Below are 20,148 nucleotides of genomic sequence, written 5' to 3' on the forward strand. Positions count from 1 at the left end.
TTATTGGCCTCCTTTTTTATGGGGAAGTAATAATCTTTTGTTTCCGCTTAAAAGTTTAAGTCCAAAGAATATTAATATAAAAGATCCAATAGCTGTTTTAACATAATTTTCTATATGATAATCTATATTTATGTTAAGAATAGGGAAAACCATATTGTGTAGTAAGGACCATACTCCTATAATTATAAATCCATAAGCTATTATTTTAGGTAATTTACCATTAAAGTTAAAATCAAAACTTAAGGAATCATCAATTGGTGTACCAAGATATAAAATTTTTCTAACATCAAATATGCTGTAAAACCAGATTATAGGCATTAGAAAATTAAATATATGAAGATTAGTTAACTCACCTAAAAAAGCGGCACCTAAAAAGCATGACATAAGCTGGAGGCCTTTCTTTTGCACTCCAATATATAAATGACCAGCACCAGGTAATAATGAAAATGCATAAGCCCAAAATTTTTTGTTTTCCATAAAAAACACTCCCTAATTTAATTTTTGTTAAGCATGAAAAAATAAATAATAAATTTTATTTACTTTAATCTGCCTTATATATTTAGTATAGGACACACTTCTTAATTAAAAGTAGAAGAAAATATTAACATTACCTTAAAATAGTAATAAGTATTTCTTACGAAAAGGTAAATGTTTTCATATTTAAGGAGTTCATTATATATTAATATTTTTTACAGTAAATATCCATTGAAAATGCATGAAAATTCATGGTATTATTAACATATATAAGTATATATTGCTAAAAAACATTTCACTTCACTAAAGTATACACTCATAAATTCCAATCCTCTAGAGAGTAATCTCTGGAGTTTTTTTGTTGTTTGATGTGAAATTCTTGAAAATAGCTGTATTTCATGATTTGAAGTTTTTTATTTTAATGTATCAACTTTTTAATTTTACTACATAAAAGGTAATGTATTATAAATTGAAAATAAATAGAGGGTAAAGAATAAATTTAAAAAAGGATGAATATTTATGATTCAAATGATAGATGCTAAAAAATTATTAAAAGGTAGTTTAAATAAATTAGGAATGACTTCAAAGGATACTTTTGTCTTTGGGGAAGAATCTACTCACAAAAATCATTATACTAAAATTATAAAGTTTAATTATATATTAAAGAGTGTAGAGGAATTTAAACTTAAAAAAGAAGCGGATTTGATATCTAATGTAACTCTAAATAAAGTGCTTTATTATGGAAAGGATTTATTTGATTTAAATGAAAAAAAGAATTATATAAAGATATATAAATTTGATTGTGATGAATTTAAGGATGATTTTATTACTAAAATAGAGATAGGAAATTGTAAAGATAAAATAGATTTAAGATTTGGTGGTATATTAACTGGAATTGATTATAGGTATGCTATCCTTTTGATTCCAGACTATGAGGTGAATGGAGAAAGCTTTTTTAAAGATGCATTTCTTATTGATTCAATTTTAAAAAAGAGTTATTCATTTAAAAATATTATAGGGCAAAAGGAAGAAGTTTTAAAAATAGATAGTATATTAGTAGATTATAGTGGAGAATACATAGCTTTTAAAACAGGAAGAATTGGAGATTTTGAGAAAAAAGAGTTTTATGATGAGTATAAAAATGATTTAGTACAGAGTAGAAAGGTTAACAATATAATAGATAAAAGTATTACATTAGAACCTAAAAAGTTTAAGGATATAACAGATGAATGCAGTACAATAGAACCTAAGAAGTTTAAGGAGATAATGGATAAAAGTGTTACGGAGTTTATAGATAAAAAAGAGATCTATGACAACGAAGAAGATTTGATTATATGTGAAAAAGATGAATTTATAAATAAAGTAAAAAACAAAGTAAATCTAAATAGAGATAGAATTATTGAGAAATGTAAATTTGATAAGTCTGTAAGATTAATTAGTATGGATAATGATAAAATATATTACTTATTAAGGGATTTTAAAAGCAGTTTAAAGTATCTAAAAAGCTATGATTTTAAATCAAAAGAAATAAAGACTATAGAAGTAGAAGAAAAGTATGATTATATAGAAATGCATAACAATAAATTTTATGGTTTTATTAAAAAAGAAGATAGCTTCTTTGATGTATATAGTATTAGAGACAATTATAAGATACTAGAAAGTGATGGAGAAGCTTTTTATGTAGATGAAAAAATACTTGTTTCAGGAAATATTATTTTAAAAGATGATAAATTTACCCGTTACTTAAAAGTATATAATGTAAAAGATGGCAGTATACTAGATAGTTTTGAATTCACAAATATGTGTTTTGATTTTATAGAAAAAGTCATAGTATTTTGGTAAAGGGAGAAGAAAGATAATAATAGCTTCATAAATAGTAAGATAATAATTTATATATATGTGGTTAAACAAGATATAAAATGTTGATAGTTTATTAAAAATGGATGGTCTGTGAAAGGCTATCCATTTTATTTTAGGTTATGTATAGCATTGTTATTAGGATCAATAGAAGTTTATGAAGTTAAATCCATACACACCTAAAAAAGAAATAAAAGATATTAAAAAAGAAAGTATGTAAGATAAAAATTTAGTGAATGAATTATTAGAAAAATTATATAATATATTTCTTAAAGGTGATAACAATATACATATTATTAAAAGATATATATTTATATATTTAACTAAAAGAAATCCGCTAAAAACACATATTAATGTTATTAATAACTGAGGAATAAATTTTTGCATTATTAAATCACTAATAGAGTAGGGTAAATAGAATCCATTATTTTTAATATTGGCTTCAGATTTATTTAAAACAGATAATAAGTTATCTCCAATTACTAGAACTATTTCAATAGCAATGAATTTAACTATCAATTTATCAGCATATAGATATACTAATAATGAAATAATAAAGCATACTAAGCAGGAGTTTATTAGTAACTTTTTATTACATATAATTCTAGAAATTTCTTTATAAAAATAAAATTTATAATTAGTAGAGTATTGTTTTTCCATCAAATGTAGTGATGAGTTGTTTTTTTTGTTAAAGGTAACTTTATCTTGGGACATTGAGTCCATGTTTCCATAAAAAAAACCATCAGATAGGTTAGTAATAGATTTATAATAAGGAAGTATATTGTCATATTTTATATAATCAATTTTAACCATATAAATAATTAAAGCTATTGTTAAAGCTGTACTCATTATAATGGAATCATAATAATATATTGCTGTTAGTATTAATATTATAACTACTCTTAAAAAATCAGGGCGTTTTACCTGATGTATAAAAAAACAAACTAAGTTAGAGATTATATTAATTAAAGATGCTACTATAATAATCTTTCTAAATCCATAGATTTGAAGATTATTCAGTAAAATAACACCTATAATTAAAATAGACAAAAAAGTGGATTTTAGTATTATAAATAATTTTAAATCATTAACTGTTAAAACTTTTAATTCTATTAATTCAGGTCGTATATTCATAGTTGGTGCATCTTGCATAAGTTTTGCTATACAATATATAAAAATTATAACTGGAACATATTTTATATATTCAGGTTTAAGTGTAGATATCATTTCTTTAAAAGTTACAATTAGAAAAACTACTATTATTAAAAAAGCTAGAGTTTTTAATTTGTTTTTCTTTATTATTTTTAACATCTTTCTTTTTAAATTTAATAATGTAAACTTAATAATATTAATTTTCATAGCTATCCCTTATCATTGTTGTAATATTTTTTTTAGTTAAATCTCTAGGCACATAGTCTAGTAACTTACCATTTTTTAAAATAAGATATACATCACAAATTTTATTTAAACTTTCAATATCATGGCTAGATACAATAATTGTTTTGTCTTTTTCTCTTTCTGACATTATTAAATTTTCTACTGATTCAACTTGAACAGGATCTAATCCGTTGAAAGGTTCATCCATCAATATATTAGGTTCATTTCTAATTATCCCGATAGCAATACTCATTCTTTGTAGAGTTCCTTTAGATAAAGTATCAGGAAATGAATATTGATATTTTTCTAATTTTAAAGTATCTAATAAAGATTTAATTTTATTTATACTTTCTCTTTTAGAAAAATTTTTTATATTACACATTAGTAAAAGGTGTTCTTTTAATGTAAGGTCTGAATAATATACTGATGAATCTCCTATGTATGTTATTGGTAAGCTTAAAAAATCTTTGCTATTTATACACTTGTCATCTAAAAAAAGATTACCTTTATTACTTCTTATTAAACGACAGATTGTTTTTAATAAAGTTGTTTTACCTACACCATTTTTGCCAATTAAACCGTAAATTTTATTATTATCAAATTTATAGGATATATTTGATAATATTTCATTATTATCATAATCCATATAAATATTATCTATAGAAATCATTTTAGAGCTCCTTTGTTTAATTTTAATAAAATAAAAAATATAATCACTAAAGTTTTATTTTAAAAGAATAGAGTATAACATAATTGGAATTTCACATTTTTTATTCAATTAAATAACTGCATTATTAATTTGTATGTATACTAAGTGTATAGTAAAATAATATCATTATTACATATTTTATACAATATTCTATAATAAGGGAGAAAACCAATGAGTTGTTATTATTTAAAACAAAAAATAATTTAATCTAAGGACTGCTTAGTTTTAAATAACTAAACAATTCTTAGATTATTTATTTTAGGGGAATTAGATTTAAAATTAAGACAAATTTAATTTTTTTTCATGAAAATTAAGTCTATCTTAATTTTTTTATTTTATTAGCTTTGTTATAATAAAGTTACAAAAAATTAATGTATATACACTAAATAATAAAAAACGGAAATGTTATTTAAAATTTAGATTTAAATTATTATAAGCAAAGGATGAGAATATGATAGAAATTTCAAATGTTACGAAAAGTTATAATGGAAAAGTTAATGCAGTAGATAATTTGAATTTACGAGTAAGAGACGGAGAAATATTTGGATTTTTAGGACATAATGGAGCGGGAAAGACAACTACTATAAAAATGATAACAGGTATATCAGATCAAGACAGTGGTTCTATACTTCTAGATGGAATAGATATAAAAAAGGAACCTTTAAAGGCTAAAAAGCAATTTGGATTTGTTCCTGATAGTCCAGATATGTTTTTAAAACTAAAAGGAATTGAATATTTGAATTTTATGGCTGATATATACGACGTTCCAATAGATTTAAGAAAAGATAGAATTAAAAAATTGAGTACTAGATTTAGTATGGAACATGCACTTGGTGATAAAATTCAAAGTTATTCCCATGGAATGAGACAAAAAATAGTTATTATGGGAGTGCTTATACATAATCCATCTATATGGATTTTAGATGAACCTTTAACAGGATTAGATCCTAAGTCAGCATATATATTAAAAGAAATGATGAGAGAACATGCAGATGCTGGCAATACTGTTTTTTTCTCCACCCACGTTTTAGAAGTAGCAGAAAAAGTTTGTGATAGAGTTGGAATAATTAATAAAGGAAAACTTATGTTTTGTGGAAGCTTAGATGAACTAAAAAACAATATAAAAAACAATGACTCATTGGAAAATATATTCTTGGAGATGACTAAAGATGAATAAGCTATATATGTTAACAAAAATTTTATTGAAAAATAGTAGTGGAGAAAAATCAAAGAAAAAAAATAATAGAGCTTATTCCATATCAAAATTAGTTTTACCTTTATTAGGTATACTTTTTATGATACCTGTAGTTAATTCTATTTCTAAAATGTATGATGTTTTTGCTAATACTAATCAGCAAGATGTTATAATTAATGCAGGATTTTCTATAACAATAGTTGTAATATTTATTTTTAGTATCCCTTATATTTTAACAACGTTTTATTTTACAAAGGATATAGACGTGTTATTACCTTTACCTTTTAAATCCTATGAAATAGTGGGTGCAAAATTCATTACAGTATTGATATATCAATACTTAATGGCGTTACTTTTTTTAGTGCCTTCTTTAGGGGTGTATGGATATAAAAGTTCTTCAGGAATAGTTTACTGGATTACAGCAATCTTTTTGTTTTTGATATTACCTATAATACCATTAGTTTTATCTTCGTTATTTAGCATGGTAGTAATGAGATTTACTAATTTAGGAAAGCATAAAGATACACTTAGGGTTGTTGGCGGAATATTCTCTATTGTAATATTTTTGGGTATCAACTTATTAAGAAGTAATGAATCAAGTCAAGGAAAAACATTAGAACTAATTGCTCTTGGAAATAATTCTTTAGTTAAAACTATGAACTCTGTACTTCCTATAGCTAAATGGGGAACTCGTTCTTTAGTAGGAAATTCAATTAATGAAGCTATTTTAAGTTTATTTTTAGTTGTTTTAGCCAGTGTATTATTTATAATACTGTTTATAATCATCGGGCAAAAACTTTATTTGAATAGTATAATTGGAAGCTCTGAATCATTTTCAAAAAGAGAAAAATTGGATGATTATTATATTGGAAAAAATGTAAGTAAAAGTTCAAAGTTTAAAACTTATGTGCTAAAAGAAATGAGAATTGTACTTAGAACCCCAGCTTTTTTATTAAACTGTATTGTACCAGGTTTAATTTTTCCGATATTTTTACTAATAGGGATATATACAAAGCTTGATTCATATTTTTCAAAGGAAACTATAAGTGCAATCTTTTCAAATAAAGAAATAACAGGTTTGGTTTTAACTATAAGTTTTGCTGGTTTATTACTTTTATCATCTAGAACTATGATAGCAAGTACTGCTATATCTAGAGAAGGTCAAAATATGTTTATAAACAAGTATATTCCTATAAGTTATAGAAAACAAATATTGGCTAAAATTCTTCCAGATACTATTATGAATTCTATTAGTACTTTGCTAATTTTACTAATACTTGTTTTTATAATAAAGATACCAATAATGATTGCTATACTAATATTTATAATAGGCTTATTAGCTAGTATTATAAGTAGTGGTCTTGGTATGATAAAAGAAATTAACAATCCTATTTTAAATTGGGATAATGAGCAAAAAGCTGTAAAACAAAACAAAAATGCTATTAGTATTTTCTTTACATGTTTAATTTTAGGTGGATTAATAGTCTTTTTAGCTATTAAGTTTAGACCAAGTGCAACTATAGCAGTTATATCTATAATAATAATTTCATTAGTAGCAATTACAGGAATATTTAATCATATATTTACAACAGGAGAAAAAAGGTATTCTGAAATAGAATAAGGAGATTTCCTAGTATCTTAGTTTTGAAAATATAATAAATTTACTAATTTTATTTTAGTATAAAGCATAACAATAACACTACTTTAGAGCTTTATTTAAAAGACTTTAAAGTAGTGTTTTGTATGTGTATAAATTGAAAAGATTATAATGTTATGAAATGTTTATAGAAATGGTATCATTTTTCCCAAAATGCTATCTTTGTCTATTATGTCCTCTATTTCATAAACAGGAACTGAAAAATAAGGAAATCCTGATTGTCTTGGCCCTATTTCATATTGTTGGAAATAAATCATCAAATTTTTGTCTGCTATAAAATAATCTTGATCAGGTTTTACTCCTTTATATCCATCTTTATAAAGAACTGTCTTTTGCTTTTTTAGTTCTCTTTTTCCTATTTTTGATATTATGTTTATATAATCACTGTCCTTTTTAAATAAATCTTTAAATTCATATACTTTTCCTGTGTCAACGTCAAAATTTAGAGACTTTATGGAATTTATAGGATGAGCTCCTTTAAAATCTCCAAGTCCACTTAAATTAAAGCTTAACACACCTCTTTGATTATTTTTAATTTCATAGGATCCCATAATATATGTTGGAATATCTTCATAGTTAAGATCCGATATAAACTTTTTAGTAAAATTATAAATTTGTGAATTGATTTTTCTTTGCAATAAAAGATTATTCATACAATATACCATTGGATAATAAAAATTTATTCTAGGTGTTATAGTCCTAAAGGTGTTTGTCTTTACAGGAAACTCCATAATGACCCTCCATTAAATCTTTTATCTATATAGTATTCTTCAGTAATATTAAATGTTACTTCCCTAAAAAATTAGCTTCTGGTACAAAGGGTACCTTAATTTTATAACCATTTTTCTTTAAGAATTGTGCTTTTATTAGTACAAGTTCTGTACTTACTTCAAGAGCACAGGCTATTTGTTTATATGTAAAGTTCTTTGATGCTAAATCTAAAAAAGTATCAGTTTTAATAAGAAGTTCTGCTGCAAAGAAATTTGCTTCTATTTCTTTTGTAGATGTTTTAAAGGTTGTATATAAATTATCTTGGAACATATTGAGGAACTGTTTTTAGAAAAATCCACATGGAATAAAACTGCTTTTAAATGTCAAATTAGCGAGAGGACTTTAAGCAAATATAAAAATAAAGGGATAGATGAAATAAGAAAGATGTTTGATTTGGGGAGAGCGTTTGGCTAAGTTAAATGGGTTATTGTGAAATTATAGATATCTTGTGGTATAATAAGGAAAATATTTGTTTTGCTGGAGGATTATATGCTATATATACTAAAAAAATATTTAAAAGTAAAAGCAGAAAAGGATTATGCTATTTTTAGTATTAGAAATTTGATAGTTTGTATATGGATGGGATTATTATTTTATATGCAAGGAACTAAAGGACAGCTTCCACAATTAAATTTTTCTATTAGTGTAGTTTTTTCAGTTATTTTAATAATTTTTTCTTGCGACTGTATTACAAACAAATTATATACTTCTGTAAACAAAGAAATAACTAAAGAGGATAACTTTTATAAGAAAATAATAGCTAGCAATATAGCAGTGTTTTTAAAGAATATTTTTATTTTATTATATTATTGGGTATTGTGGATGTATACTTTTTAGGTTTTATCCAGGGGTTAAAATTAATTGGTCAAGTTATGATTTTAATAATTTTAAGTTTAGGGCTAGGAAATTTTATATTTATTTTCCGTAGTAAATTTTCTTCAAAAACTAAAAAAGATGTTACATCAGTAATTATTTCTATGATTTTAGGATTAGGTTTAAATTATCTTTATTATAAAGTAGGAGTCATAGTTCTATTTCCAGTAACTTTGATTATATATGGCTTATCATTAGTCTTCAATGAAAAAGAAAATAGTATAAATAGCTAGAAGTTTTTTATTATAAAAAATAAGAAAGGAGGTTTTTGTATGAATAAGAAAGTGATAGTTTGTCCTATAGGAATTGTATGTTTATTATTTGGAGTATTTTTATTTAGAAAATTTTTTATGTTTCTACCATTTTCCTATGAGGATTCTAATATCTTAGGGATAATGACTTTTATAGGTATAATTGGATTTTCATTTGGGGGAGTAGTACAAAATATAAATACTTTAAGAAGAAGAAAAGGAAATGTTATAAATATTATTTTATCTATAGTTTATATTGCAATATTTTTAGTTACTACTTTTTGCTTGCTTATTGCACTAGGATTTGGCCCCTTTAATCCAAATTCTATATTGTATAAGCTTTTTTTAAAGCCATAGTATGTGAAATGTGTTCTAAATATAACATAGTATATGGAGTTTTATTATAAGTTTTTTAAAAGTTATACTTTCCACTAAAGTAACCCTCCATTGAAAGTATAGTAAAATCAATGATATCATTAAAATATAGAAAATAAATACTTTTAGAAACAAGTTTTGTAAAACTAAAAAATTCAAATATATAAGTCTTAAGAGGAGAAATCTCTTAGGGCTTTCTTTAATTTAACTCCAAATGTTTGTCTGGCAGTGTATTGTATGATTTTAAATTTTAAAGAGGGGGTATTTTAATGTATAGACTTTTGAAAAAATACAGAGCAGGGGATAAAAAGGTTATAGAAAAAATAATAGAAGGATTTGTTCCTCTAATACTTAAAGAATCTTCAAGGTATATAGTTAAATGTTACGATTATGAGGATTTAGTTCAACATGGATAACTATCAGTTATAAAACCGGCCAATATGTACAAAGGCAGCGGTGAAAGCTTTAGATTTTACTGCATAAAGGCTATAAAGCAAAATTATAAAGCTCTTTTAAAAGGTGAAATAAAACATCACAGAGAAATTCCACAGGAAAAAGATGATATATTCTTATAAGTTTACTGTAGAAGATGAAGTTATAGCTTATGAAAAAACAAAGGAAATATATAAGGCAATAGACACGTTAAGTGAAAGAGAGAAAAATATTTTAAATGGATTTTATATAGAGAAAAAAACTATAAAGGATATTGCCAAAGAAAATGGCAGAAGTTACAACAACACAAGATATGAAAAAGATAAAATGGTAAAGAAACTTAAAAAGCAATTACAAAAGCAAATAATAGATAAAAAATAATAAATAGCAATTATAGATGAAACTTCTTTTCCCTTTGTCAAAGGAGTAAGCGACCATTAACAAATCAGAGATTTTAGTTTAACATTTAAGTAACTCAGATTTATTCTTCCTATTGTTAATGTAATTCCTTCTCCACTTGTCTAAGGAGTAAGCGACTATTGACAAATCAGAGATTGAGGTTCTTTCTATTTAGGGGGCGTGAAAATATGTATGATAGTTTAATAAAGCTTTTAGTGATTTTAAAAAAAAGGTTATAGCAGCTACACAAAACCAAAAATGGAGGCCTTAAATTTTATGTTTAGGGCCTTTGTTTTTTACTATATGTATTAGTTTGAATTTTTATAAAGATTTTTAAATATACTTTAAATTATTTAATTTTATCAGGATCTAAAACTGTCATTTCAATAACAGTTCCACATTTAGAACAAAATGTTACTTGTAAATCAGATCCTCCTAATCCTGTTTTTGAATTTAAAGATTTAACGGCAGCTACTCCACTTAACTTTCCTTTCTTTAGTATATTTGATCCACATTTACTACAAGTCTTATTCATATTACATAACCTCCTAAATTTAAAAAACTATAGTTGTAATAATTAATTTTTTTAAGATAAAAGTATGTTTTTATCTTATATTAATTTTTCGTCCATTTAATTACTTTTTTTACTATTTTAAACTTTGAAATTATATTTATTAATTATAGTAATTTAGAAACTTTATTTTTTTACAAATATATAAGTGAATTCATATATATAGGTGAACAACAAAACAAAGAAAGAAGGGGGATTTTAAAATGGCAGTAGCAGCACATAAAAATGATTCAGATATAGTATTAACTTTAGATGCAGGTTTAGATAAAGATGGGAAAGCAATATTAAGACGCAAAACAATATCAAAAATTAATGTAAATGCTAAGGATGAAGATCTATTTACTATAGCAACTGAAGTAGAAAAAGTATTAATGTATGAAGTAAGAGAAATCAATAGAGTAGATAAGAGTGCATTAGTTCAGGAAGGCTAGGCACAATTGATAATTTAAAATTAACAAATAACAATTGGAAATAGAATTTATAATTAACAATGAGCAATTAACAATTACTGTTGAAATTCCAATGGAATTTCTTGAACTATATTATAAAGAATTTTGTCTTAAAAAATTCTAACCAAAATTGTTAATTGTTATCTGAAAATTGCTAATTGAAAAAAGGGGGGTTTTTAAGTGAATAGAACATTAAGCATGAAGTTTATAACAGAGGAAGGAAAGAAAATTTCTTTTTCTATAAGTGATGTAAAAGAAGGTTTAACTAAAGAAGATGTATCTGGGTTAATGGATGTTATAGTTGAGAAAAAAGATGCCTTTGCATATGATTCACCAATCGTAGCAAAAGATTCTGCAGACATTATAGAAAGAACTACAGAAGAAATATATACAGCATAAAGCATAGGGTATTTAACATAAATGAGCCTCTACTTTTTAAAAGTAGAGGCTCTAATTATATTTGACAAACTATAATATAAAAAAATAAATTAGATTTCTTTCTCTTTCTCCTGTAGCTTTTCAACATATTCTAATCCTAATTTAACAAGCATTAGTTAAAGCTACTCTACTGTTTTTAGAGATGAGTTTTCCATTGAGTGAAAGTAGAGGGGCAGATATTGATATGGAATAGTATGTCAATGAGGATTGCAGTGAAATTTTAAAAAGTTAAATAGAATATAGGTTAAGAGAGTTATATATTAATACATAATATCGGTAGATTGTGAAGAGAATAGTGTTCTTTGAAAATTGAATAATATGGTGAAAATAGTGTGTGTAGATATAGAGATATTTAAAGAAAAATATGTTAATATATTATATATATGTATTTATTTTGTAGTTAGAGAAGATTGGGGTGAGAAAATATTTTATGGATACCAAAATAAAGGGTATAAAAATAGGAGAAAAAATTATTTTAATTGGAGATATTTTAGATTCGATAGAATTGTGCATTAAAAATAAAAGTCAACTTTCAACACTAATTTTAATTTATTCAACAATGGATAGTATGGCATATTTAAGTAAATCTAGTACAAAGAATACCGTTGCTAGAAAGGATTTTATAGAATGGACAGAAAAATATTTAGTGAAATATTTAGACAGTAATTGTAAGGGGATTGACTTATATGCAGCACGATGCGGTGTTTTACATTCATTTATAGAATCATCAAGTTTATCAAATGAAAATCAAGCAAAATTAATTAAGTATTCATGGGGTACAGCTGATAACAGTTTATTAAAAAAGGTTACTGATTCAAGGTATATATCATTAAATATAGAAAGTTTTTTACAAGCTTTAAGAAGAGCAGTTGGTGATTTTTTAAAAGATGTTATTGAAAATAATGATATGACAATTAACTTTGAAAATAATTCAAAAGACTATTTTAAAAATATAAATTTAAGGAATGTAAATTAAATTACTTTATTAGTAGATATGTTTTATAATGATTTAAAAAATAAACTATATTTAAAAACACCGTATTATTCAACTTTGAATTTTACGGTGTTTTTATGTCGTAATATAAAAGTATTATGAATTAATATAATGAGATAAATTAGATGAAATAATATACATAAAAAGTATTAAAAGTAATTTTAAGGTTGATATAAATATATATAGTTTTAACAATTTACTAATGAATACTAATTTTTATAGGATATCAGAAAGGGGTAGTAAGTTAGTATTTTTTTGATGTTTGTACTTTAAATTCTTTAGTAGCTAGCATATAAGCTTTAGGGTATAATTATGAAAAGGGAAAATTAAATGCCATGAGTTTGAAACAACTATAAAGTTAATTCAATATCTATGGCGGCTAAAGATAAAGAAATAGTAATTAACAGTAAAATTGAAAAATAGACTTAAAGAGGTGACTATCAAATGATAAAATTAGAATTTAGATTAGCAGAAAGAGAAGATTTAGATAATATTTTTGATATGTTTAAAGATGCTATTAATGAAATGAAGAAAAATGGTATTGACCAATGGGATAATATATACCCAGACAGGAATATACTTGAGGATGATATAGCAAAAAAGGAATTATATATAGGTGTATCTGAAGATGCAGTTCTATCTGCATATGTTTTAAACCAAGAATGTGATGAGCAATATGCTAATGGTACATGGAAATATCCTAATTCTACATATTATGTGATTGATAGATTATGTGTCAATCCAAAATTTCAAAATAAAGGAATTGGAACTTCAACAATGGAACACATAGAAAATGAGGTTGGAAAAATGGGGATAGATACAATTAGATTAGATGCTTTTACGTTAAATCCACATGCTGTAAAATTGTATGAAAAGTCAGGATTTTCAAAAGTGGGATTTACTAATTGGAGAAAGGGAAAATTCCATCTTATGGAGAAAAAAATTAATTCTTTCAAAGGATTTAATTTTACTACTAACAATTTATAGGGTATGATTGTTAATAATTAAGAAAGAATTGTAATTTATTGTGAGGCAAAAATGTTTTATTATAGATATTTTGTAAAATAGCATATAATTAACTTACAAGCTAAAAAATATTATTTATAACTAACTTTTATGGAGGAAATATATAATGAAAACAATACTATTTATAACTGACTTATATTATAAAGCAAAAGGAAGACTTTATTATGAAGAAGATTTATTTTTAACATCTAAACTAAGAGAAGATTTTAAATTAGTTATTTGTCATCCTGAAGATATTGAAGATTTTGAGAAAAATTTTGACTTAATAGTATTTAGAAATGCTGGTCCAATAGCTAATTTTAAAGATAAATATCAAGAGTTTCGTAAAAGAATCCTTTCTAATAATCTTAAAACTTATAATTCGTTTAATGGTAAGGCGGATATGAATGGTAAAGAATATTTGATAGATTTAACAAATAAGAAATTTCCAGTGATTCCAACCATTGATACATTGAATTCTTTTGAAAAACTACCTAATGCAACTACTTACGTTATAAAGCCAAAAGATGGTGCAGATTCAATAGGTATGAAGTTTTTATCCAAAGACGAAGTGTTTGAACAAGTTAGATCAGACAATAAAGATACTTTAATACAACCTTTAATCAACTTTGAATATGAGGTATCTTTCTATTTTATTGATAAACAATTCCAATATGCATTTTATGCACCAGATAAAACTAAGAGATGGGAACTTAAAGAATATATTGCTACAGAAGAAGATTTAGCATTTGCGAAACGTTTTATAGAATGGAATAATCTAAATTGGGGAATTCAAAGAGTAGATGCATGTAGAACTAAAGAGGGAGAACTTTTACTGGTAGAGTTAGAGGATTTAAACCCTTATCTTTCTCTTTTAGAGTTAAAAGATGGGACATGTAATAACTTTATAGAAGCATTGAAAAAATCACTTCATAAAGCTATTGAAGCATAAATTTAAAATTAGAGGTTTAGGCATATTAAAATAAATTAGCATACTGACCAGTTATTTATTTGAATGTGCCTTAGATAAAATTTTTTAGTAGATAGCTAAGCTTAGTACCCAAAGTTCTTATTTAACTCAATAAATTAATAAACAAACAATTTAAAAAACACCGTAAAATTCAACTTTGAATTTTACGGTGTTTTTATGTCGTAACATAAAAGTATTATTAATTAATATAAGAAGATAAATTGGATAGCCCTATAAATTTCTTAAGCTGCAGAAGGTTTCTTTTTTAAACTTGACAAATATTATAAATTATAGTACCATTTTCCTTGTTGTTCAACTACTATAAAGTATAGTAGTATAAAATAAAGTAAAATAAAATATAGTACATAGAAAGTGAAAGGAGACTTATTATGAATGAACAAAACAAAAAAATGGTATTGCTGGGGAGTGCGCCAATTCCAAAGGCACTTATGGCACTTGGACTTCCCACAATGATTGGAATGTTAATCAATGCCTTGTACAATCTGGTAGATACTTACTTTGTAGGTGGTCTTGGAACTGATCAGATGGGGGCAATTACTGTGGCTTTTCCCCTTGGACAAGTTGTGGTAGGTTTAGGATTACTTTTTGGAAATGGTGCTGCGGCATATCTTTCTAGATTGCTGGGGCGCAAGGACATTAAAACTGCAAACAAGGTTGCAAGTACTGCATTGTATAGTAGCGTTTTAACTGGGCTAATTATTATCATCTGTTTGCTTCTTTTTTTAAGGCCAATTTTGAAGCAGTTAGGTGCCATTGAAAGTGTCATGCCTTATGCGATTACTTATACTAGTATTTATATTACGTTCTCAATTTTTAACATATTCAATGTTACCATGAATAATATTGTGTCAAGCGAGGGTGCTGCCAAAACAGCTATGTGTGCGTTGATGTTAGGAGCTATACTTAATGTGATTTTAGACCCAATTTTTATTTATGTTCTTAATATTGGGGTTGCCGGTGCAGCTATTGCTACAGCAATTTCACAAATTGTTTCAACTTTAATTTACTTTTTTTATATCATTAGCAAAAAGAGTATGTTTTCCTTTAATATCAAAAAATGCAGTTTTTCAAAAGAAATCATGTCTGAAATTTTGAAGATTGGAATTCCTACATTGATATTTCAAGTATTGACAAGCCTTTCTATTGCAATGATCAACAGTGGGGCAAAAGAATACGGGGGTTCCGCTCTGGCTGCCATGGGACCGGTGACAAAAATCATGACTGTTGGTACTTTAATTGTATTTGGATTTTTAAAGGGCTTTCAGCCTATTGCAGGTTTTAGTTACGGTGCAAAAAAGTATGATCGTTTGCATGAAGTAATTAAAATTTCCATTCTATGGTCAACTATATTTTGCATTATTTTTGGTTTAATAGCCGCTATATTTTCTAAGGGTATTATGTCACTCTTTACCAAAGGAGATATGGAAATGATTCATGTAGGCCAAATTGCCCTTAGGGCAAATGGCATTTCCTTCATGTTGTTTGGTTTATATACTGTATATTCATTTTTGTTTCTTGTTATGGGAAAGGCGAAGGAAGGCTGTTTCCTTGGTGCTTGTAGACAGGGAATTTGTTTTGTACCAGTTATTTTCATTCTCCCAAGACTTTTTGGATTGAATGGTATTCTTTATGCACAGCCTATTGCAGATGTAATATCTGCCCTTGTAACTGTGTTTATGGCTGTCCATCTTCATAAAGAATTGGTTGTTGCAAAGTCAAATAGAACTATTTTATCAGAATAGTAGTATTAATTATGACAAGTGTTAAAATTGAACTCAATATGGATTTTTGCTTTACTTGCCTAATCCAAATATTCCATTTATGAAAGGAGTAAAACTATAAATTTTACTCCTTTTAAGTTTTTAGGGAGAATGTACCTCTACCTTCTCCTATTTTTGTATTTAAAACAACTATCTCTAAAGCTAAATGTCCTAAGGACAGTTATTTTCATGTGGAATTAAAAGCCAAATCCTCTTAGAGTTAAAGTTTTTTTAAACTAAGCCATATCATCTCGAAGTGCATCAATGATATTTTCTTTTTTAATCTTGTCTGTTGCATACAGCATTGTAATAAATACCACAATGAATACGGTAAAGGCACTGATTCCTATACTGATCCAAGGGAATACAAAATGGATATTTTCTGCACCACCTTTAATCATTCCTTTGTAAATTAGCCAAGAAGAAAGTATGGATAAGGGAAGACCAAAGAGTAGGGCTTTTATCCCATAAAAGGCGCATTCAAAGTTCATCATCTTTTGGAAATCTTTTTCAGACATTCCAACAGACCTAAGCATTGCAAGTTCTCGTCTTCTAAGCTTAATATTGGTTGAAATAGTGTTGAACACATTGGCAACTGCAATTAAAGAAATCATAATTATAAAAGTATAAGAAAACACATTGGCAATGAATATCATATTACGGTTAGAATCATTTATTTCATGTACATTTAATAACTTGTAGCCATCTGTAATTCCTTTAGCTTCAATTAATGTTTCCATTTTATCCATGGACTGTGATGGATTTTTTGATTTAAATGTAAAGCCTTTAGCAGTTACATCTGCTTTTTTAGTTTCAAATTTTTCTTTCATAGAATAGGGAGCCATTATTCTAAAAAAGAAGGGACTTTTTGCTCCAGAGTTTTTAAGCATTGGTGGTATATCCGGGGGAACAAATTTTTCTAGAAACTTAATGGTTACCTTTTTACCCTGTTTTGTATTTGTTTTGCCATTTATTTTTGGAGCTATGGTAAAATTCATAGAAGAATTTTTAAATATATTACCATAGGAATCAGAATCATTTCCTTTAGTGGTTGCACCCTTCATTGTTGCAACACTTATTAGTTTTGGATCTTTTCCTGTATATTCTTTTAAGGGTAATCCTAGATCTTTAATAATATTAAAATAAGTCTTATCATTAATAAATTGAAGATCTACTCCAATATCAACCTTTTTTCCTGTGGAATGAGAATCTTTTGATTTAAAGTAATTGTCTGAAAGAACATTATCTTTAACGGTTGAGGAATATCTTAAAACCTTTTGGCAAGAGCTTTCATAAACACCATCTGTTGTTTTAAGTTTATCGTAAAGGTCTAACATTTTATTATCTTTCATATCCGTTGCAGAAAGAGTAATGTCATAAGTAAAGCTTTCTTTTGCTTTATCTGATGTTTGTTTCATATAGGTTACAAAAGAACTAGTGGATATAAATAGAAGTATACTTAAAGCAAGGGATAACACAATGCTACGATAGCGTTTCTTGTTTCTTTTAAAATTCTTTAGAGCAAGGATTCCCTCTAAACCATAAATATGTTTGGCAAATTTTGAGATTTTCACAGTTTTATTTTGAATTTTAATTTCCTTTGTTTGACGAATACATTCCATAACCGGGGTACTTGCAGCCTTCCTTGCTGGAATATAGGCTGAAATTAAAATAGTAATCATGCTAAGGGTAGCGGCTAAGATGATTGCTGGAGCGGATATTTTTAAGGTTAAAGGTACATTGCTGTATAAAATATTTGAAAAATTCTTGGCTACAACTGAAAGTACAAGTCCAATGCTACCTAAGCCTACTATAATGCCAATAGGTATTCCAACTGCACTGATTAAAAGACCTTCAAATAATACGGAATTTCTAAGCTGCTTTTCTGTAGCTCCAACGGAAGATAAAATTCCAAATTGGTGTGTCCTCTCGTTCAGCGAAATATTGAAAGCATTATATATGAGGAAAATGGAACCTATCATTATAATGATACTTACAATGGCGCCAACTGAATATAAAAGCGTATTGAATATATTACTATCGGAAAGTCCCATAAAGCGTAGTACGTTATCGTTGAACTCGTAAGCATAATTTTTACCTGTGTCTTTTGCGTAAGAGTGAACACTTCTGGGATTTTTAAGTGTAAGAAATAAACTAAAGCTGTTTTCTTTGTACTTTGAATCTGCTTTAGTTATCAAAGTATAAAAAGGTGTAGAAGAATTTTGAAAACCGGGTTTTTGAGAGATGCCCACAATTTTATAAGTTCTCTTATCTTTTTCTACAAGAGTTTCCTTTCCTAAAGTGTAAGGATCCTTTTGACCTAGGGTTTTGTTACCACTTATACGATCTCCTATATTAAGGGAAAGGGTATCCCCTATAGATATTTTATCCCCACCTCTTATTAGTATGCTTGTTGGAATAACAATTTCCTTACTATTTTTTGGCAGTCTTCCGGAAATTAGGTTTATAGGTAAACTGTCAAAGGACTTATTATTAAATCCAGCTAGAAAAAGGTAAGGCTTTTTTTCGTCTTCCACTCCCTTAAGTTTTGCATAGCCTATATTTTGAAATGTTACGCTGTTAGAGATTTTCTCATTCTTACTTCTTTTTTCTACAAAGGAAGAAGGTGTATCTAAAAACTTAACGTGCCAATTGCCGGATTTATGGGCTGCACCATTTGCCATATAACTTAGTAGGGAAATCCCAAAGGTAGCAACAGCTGTAATCATGGCAGCAGATAAAATAACTCCTATAATAGTTACAAGAGTTCGTGTGCGGTTCTTTTTTAGTCCTTGAAGAGCGACTTTGTTAAAAACGTTCATTACTTTTAACCTGCCTTTCATCTCGAACTACTTTACCGTCTGCTATACCAATAATACGGTCTGCTTGAAGAGCGATATTTTCATCATGGGTAACAATAATAAGGGTCTGATGATATTTATTATGGCTTTCTTTTAAAAGACGGATAATCTCATCACCATTTTTGCTATCCAAACTACCAGTAGGTTCATCTGCAAGCATAACTGCTGGTGCATTCATTAAAGCTCGACCAATTGCAATACGTTGTTGCTGGCCACCGGAAAGCTGGTTTGGCAAATGAGTTTTACGACTTTCAAGTCCTAATAAATTAAGTAAGTCATTTAGCCTTTCTTGGTTGACTTTTCTTTTGTCCATCAAAATAGGCAGGGTGATGTTTTCTACTACATTCAAAGTAGGAATCAGGTTATGAAATTGGTAAATAAGTCCTACTTGACGCCTTCTAAAAATAGCAAGTTTTTCATTACTTTGTCCATATATATCTTGTTCGTCTAAATATATTTTTCCGCTTGTTGGAACATCTACACCAGCTATGGCATGAAGCAATGTAGATTTGCCAGAGCCAGAGGAACCAATTATTGCGGTGAATTCACCCTTTTCAATTGTAAGGGAAACATGATCAAGGGCGGTAACTTTGTTTTCTCCCTTACCGTAGATTTTACATAAATTTTTAATTTTTAAAAACTCCATTATGTGAGCCTCCTTTTTATGTTCTACCCATATAATAGAACTTTCATCTTACATCTTAGTGAC

At 26.8% G+C, this 20,148-nt stretch carries 20 protein-coding genes and 1 pseudogene; 13 read left to right on the forward strand and 8 right to left on the reverse strand.

Annotated features, from left to right (window positions below):
* Complete coding sequence (locus ABDZ71_RS04355; RefSeq protein WP_343759217.1) at positions 1–477, reverse strand: hypothetical protein; 477 nt, start codon at positions 475–477, stop codon at positions 1–3.
* 516 nt (positions 478–993) lie between these two features.
* Between ABDZ71_RS04355 and ABDZ71_RS04360 the strand changes: the two genes are divergently transcribed.
* Positions 994–2,316 (forward strand): hypothetical protein, encoded by a 1,323-nt coding sequence (locus ABDZ71_RS04360; RefSeq protein ID WP_343759219.1) that lies wholly within the window; start codon positions 994–996, stop codon positions 2,314–2,316.
* 159 nt (positions 2,317–2,475) lie between these two features.
* Here ABDZ71_RS04360 and ABDZ71_RS04365 read toward each other — a convergent pair whose 3' ends face one another.
* Complete coding sequence (locus ABDZ71_RS04365) at positions 2,476–3,690, reverse strand: hypothetical protein (RefSeq protein WP_343759221.1); 1,215 nt, start codon at positions 3,688–3,690, stop codon at positions 2,476–2,478.
* Positions 3,680–4,378, reverse strand: a complete 699-nt coding sequence (locus tag ABDZ71_RS04370; protein ID WP_343759224.1) for an ATP-binding cassette domain-containing protein — start codon at positions 4,376–4,378, stop codon at positions 3,680–3,682. The genes ABDZ71_RS04365 and ABDZ71_RS04370 overlap by 11 nt, the downstream gene beginning before the upstream one ends.
* A 490-nt stretch (positions 4,379–4,868) precedes the next feature.
* Between ABDZ71_RS04370 and ABDZ71_RS04375 the strand changes: the two genes are divergently transcribed.
* Positions 4,869–5,594 carry an ABC transporter ATP-binding protein gene (locus tag ABDZ71_RS04375; protein WP_343759226.1) on the forward strand — a complete coding sequence of 242 codons (726 nt, stop codon included), beginning with the start codon at positions 4,869–4,871 and terminating at the stop codon, positions 5,592–5,594.
* Entirely contained in the window at positions 5,587–7,233 is a 1,647-nt protein-coding gene (locus ABDZ71_RS04380; protein WP_343759228.1) for a putative ABC transporter permease subunit, read from the forward strand. Before ABDZ71_RS04375 ends, ABDZ71_RS04380 begins: the two co-directional genes overlap by 8 nt.
* Positions 7,234–7,394: 161 nt before the next feature.
* Here the strand turns inward: ABDZ71_RS04380 and ABDZ71_RS04385 are convergent, their stop codons facing one another.
* Together ABDZ71_RS04385 and ABDZ71_RS04390 are read right to left on the reverse strand one after the other, a co-directional pair.
* Entirely contained in the window at positions 7,395–8,000 is a 606-nt protein-coding gene (locus tag ABDZ71_RS04385) for an RsiV family protein (protein ID WP_343759230.1), read from the reverse strand.
* Positions 8,001–8,055: 55 nt separating this feature from the next.
* Complete coding sequence (locus ABDZ71_RS04390; protein ID WP_343759232.1) at positions 8,056–8,310, reverse strand: ImmA/IrrE family metallo-endopeptidase; 255 nt, start codon at positions 8,308–8,310, stop codon at positions 8,056–8,058.
* A 219-nt stretch (positions 8,311–8,529) separates the two neighbouring features.
* On the opposite strand from ABDZ71_RS04390, the gene ABDZ71_RS04395 reads away from it, so the two are divergent.
* From ABDZ71_RS04395 to ABDZ71_RS04410, 4 genes and pseudogenes are all read left to right on the forward strand, one after another.
* On the forward strand, positions 8,530–8,877 hold the full coding sequence (locus ABDZ71_RS04395) for a hypothetical protein (protein WP_343759233.1): 348 nt from the start codon (positions 8,530–8,532) through the stop codon (positions 8,875–8,877).
* A gap of 35 nt (positions 8,878–8,912) precedes the next feature.
* Positions 8,913–9,146, forward strand: coding sequence for a hypothetical protein (locus tag ABDZ71_RS04400; RefSeq protein ID WP_343759235.1), 234 nt, complete (start codon positions 8,913–8,915; stop codon positions 9,144–9,146).
* 39 nt (positions 9,147–9,185) lie between these two features.
* Positions 9,186–9,521: a hypothetical protein gene (locus ABDZ71_RS04405; protein WP_343759237.1), complete on the forward strand. Its 336-nt coding sequence runs from the start codon at positions 9,186–9,188 to the stop codon at positions 9,519–9,521.
* Positions 9,522–9,808: 287 nt separating this feature from the next.
* Positions 9,809–10,352 (forward strand): annotated as a pseudogene (locus ABDZ71_RS04410) (sigma-70 family RNA polymerase sigma factor).
* 367 nt (positions 10,353–10,719) lie between these two features.
* Here the strand turns inward: ABDZ71_RS04410 and ABDZ71_RS04415 are convergent.
* Positions 10,720–10,905 (reverse strand): hypothetical protein, encoded by a 186-nt coding sequence (locus ABDZ71_RS04415; RefSeq protein ID WP_343759239.1) that lies wholly within the window; start codon positions 10,903–10,905, stop codon positions 10,720–10,722.
* Between the two features lie 239 nt (positions 10,906–11,144).
* On the opposite strand from ABDZ71_RS04415, the gene ABDZ71_RS04420 reads away from it, so the two are divergent.
* The 6 genes from ABDZ71_RS04420 (at position 11,145) to ABDZ71_RS04445 (ending at position 16,560) form a co-directional block, all read left to right on the forward strand.
* Complete coding sequence (locus ABDZ71_RS04420) at positions 11,145–11,372, forward strand: DUF1659 domain-containing protein (RefSeq protein WP_343759241.1); 228 nt, start codon at positions 11,145–11,147, stop codon at positions 11,370–11,372.
* 198 nt (positions 11,373–11,570) lie between these two features.
* The gene (locus ABDZ71_RS04425) at positions 11,571–11,789 is read left to right on the forward strand and encodes a DUF2922 domain-containing protein (RefSeq protein WP_343759244.1); all 219 of its coding nucleotides are present in this window, start codon (positions 11,571–11,573) and stop codon (positions 11,787–11,789) included.
* A gap of 469 nt (positions 11,790–12,258) precedes the next feature.
* Positions 12,259–12,804 carry a hypothetical protein gene (locus tag ABDZ71_RS04430; RefSeq protein ID WP_343759246.1) on the forward strand — a complete coding sequence of 182 codons (546 nt, stop codon included), beginning with the start codon at positions 12,259–12,261 and terminating at the stop codon, positions 12,802–12,804.
* A 462-nt stretch (positions 12,805–13,266) separates the two neighbouring features.
* Positions 13,267–13,809, forward strand: coding sequence for a GNAT family N-acetyltransferase (locus ABDZ71_RS04435; RefSeq protein ID WP_343759248.1), 543 nt, complete (start codon positions 13,267–13,269; stop codon positions 13,807–13,809).
* A 145-nt stretch (positions 13,810–13,954) separates the two neighbouring features.
* Positions 13,955–14,779: an ATP-grasp domain-containing protein gene (locus ABDZ71_RS04440; protein ID WP_343759250.1), complete on the forward strand. Its 825-nt coding sequence runs from the start codon at positions 13,955–13,957 to the stop codon at positions 14,777–14,779.
* Positions 14,780–15,186: 407 nt separating this feature from the next.
* A complete protein-coding gene (locus ABDZ71_RS04445) occupies positions 15,187–16,560 on the forward strand; it encodes an MATE family efflux transporter (protein ID WP_343759252.1) in 1,374 nt (457 codons plus the stop codon).
* Positions 16,561–16,814: 254 nt separating this feature from the next.
* Here the strand turns inward: ABDZ71_RS04445 and ABDZ71_RS04450 are convergent, their stop codons facing one another.
* On the reverse strand, positions 16,815–19,400 hold the full coding sequence (locus tag ABDZ71_RS04450; RefSeq protein WP_343759254.1) for an ABC transporter permease: 2,586 nt from the start codon (positions 19,398–19,400) through the stop codon (positions 16,815–16,817).
* Positions 19,387–20,085 carry an ABC transporter ATP-binding protein gene (locus ABDZ71_RS04455; RefSeq protein WP_343759256.1) on the reverse strand — a complete coding sequence of 233 codons (699 nt, stop codon included), beginning with the start codon at positions 20,083–20,085 and terminating at the stop codon, positions 19,387–19,389. Before ABDZ71_RS04455 ends, ABDZ71_RS04450 begins: the two co-directional genes overlap by 14 nt.
* Between the last annotated feature and the right edge of the window lie 63 nt (positions 20,086–20,148).

The organism is Clostridium oceanicum (genome assembly GCF_039521385.1).
Taxonomy (GTDB): domain Bacteria; phylum Bacillota; class Clostridia; order Clostridiales; family Clostridiaceae; genus Clostridium_F; species Clostridium_F oceanicum.

Coding starts and splice junctions, on each gene's coding strand:
- ABDZ71_RS04450 (WP_343759254.1), bottom strand. CDS start 19,400: ATGAACGTTTTTAACAAAGTCGCTCTTCAAGGACTAAAAAAGAACCGC.
- ABDZ71_RS04435 (WP_343759248.1), top strand. CDS start 13,267: ATGATAAAATTAGAATTTAGATTAGCAGAAAGAGAAGATTTAGATAAT.
- ABDZ71_RS04400 (WP_343759235.1), top strand. CDS start 8,913: ATGATTTTAATAATTTTAAGTTTAGGGCTAGGAAATTTTATATTTATT.
- ABDZ71_RS04415 (WP_343759239.1), bottom strand. CDS start 10,905: ATGAATAAGACTTGTAGTAAATGTGGATCAAATATACTAAAGAAAGGA.
- ABDZ71_RS04405 (WP_343759237.1), top strand. CDS start 9,186: ATGAATAAGAAAGTGATAGTTTGTCCTATAGGAATTGTATGTTTATTA.
- ABDZ71_RS04390 (WP_343759232.1), bottom strand. CDS start 8,310: ATGTTCCAAGATAATTTATATACAACCTTTAAAACATCTACAAAAGAA.
- ABDZ71_RS04380 (WP_343759228.1), top strand. CDS start 5,587: ATGAATAAGCTATATATGTTAACAAAAATTTTATTGAAAAATAGTAGT.
- ABDZ71_RS04455 (WP_343759256.1), bottom strand. CDS start 20,085: ATGGAGTTTTTAAAAATTAAAAATTTATGTAAAATCTACGGTAAGGGA.
- ABDZ71_RS04385 (WP_343759230.1), bottom strand. CDS start 8,000: ATGGAGTTTCCTGTAAAGACAAACACCTTTAGGACTATAACACCTAGA.
- ABDZ71_RS04375 (WP_343759226.1), top strand. CDS start 4,869: ATGATAGAAATTTCAAATGTTACGAAAAGTTATAATGGAAAAGTTAAT.
- ABDZ71_RS04355 (WP_343759217.1), bottom strand. CDS start 477: ATGGAAAACAAAAAATTTTGGGCTTATGCATTTTCATTATTACCTGGT.
- ABDZ71_RS04420 (WP_343759241.1), top strand. CDS start 11,145: ATGGCAGTAGCAGCACATAAAAATGATTCAGATATAGTATTAACTTTA.
- ABDZ71_RS04370 (WP_343759224.1), bottom strand. CDS start 4,378: ATGATTTCTATAGATAATATTTATATGGATTATGATAATAATGAAATA.
- ABDZ71_RS04365 (WP_343759221.1), bottom strand. CDS start 3,690: ATGAAAATTAATATTATTAAGTTTACATTATTAAATTTAAAAAGAAAG.
- ABDZ71_RS04395 (WP_343759233.1), top strand. CDS start 8,530: ATGCTATATATACTAAAAAAATATTTAAAAGTAAAAGCAGAAAAGGAT.
- ABDZ71_RS04360 (WP_343759219.1), top strand. CDS start 994: ATGATTCAAATGATAGATGCTAAAAAATTATTAAAAGGTAGTTTAAAT.
- ABDZ71_RS04440 (WP_343759250.1), top strand. CDS start 13,955: ATGAAAACAATACTATTTATAACTGACTTATATTATAAAGCAAAAGGA.
- ABDZ71_RS04445 (WP_343759252.1), top strand. CDS start 15,187: ATGAATGAACAAAACAAAAAAATGGTATTGCTGGGGAGTGCGCCAATT.
- ABDZ71_RS04430 (WP_343759246.1), top strand. CDS start 12,259: ATGGATACCAAAATAAAGGGTATAAAAATAGGAGAAAAAATTATTTTA.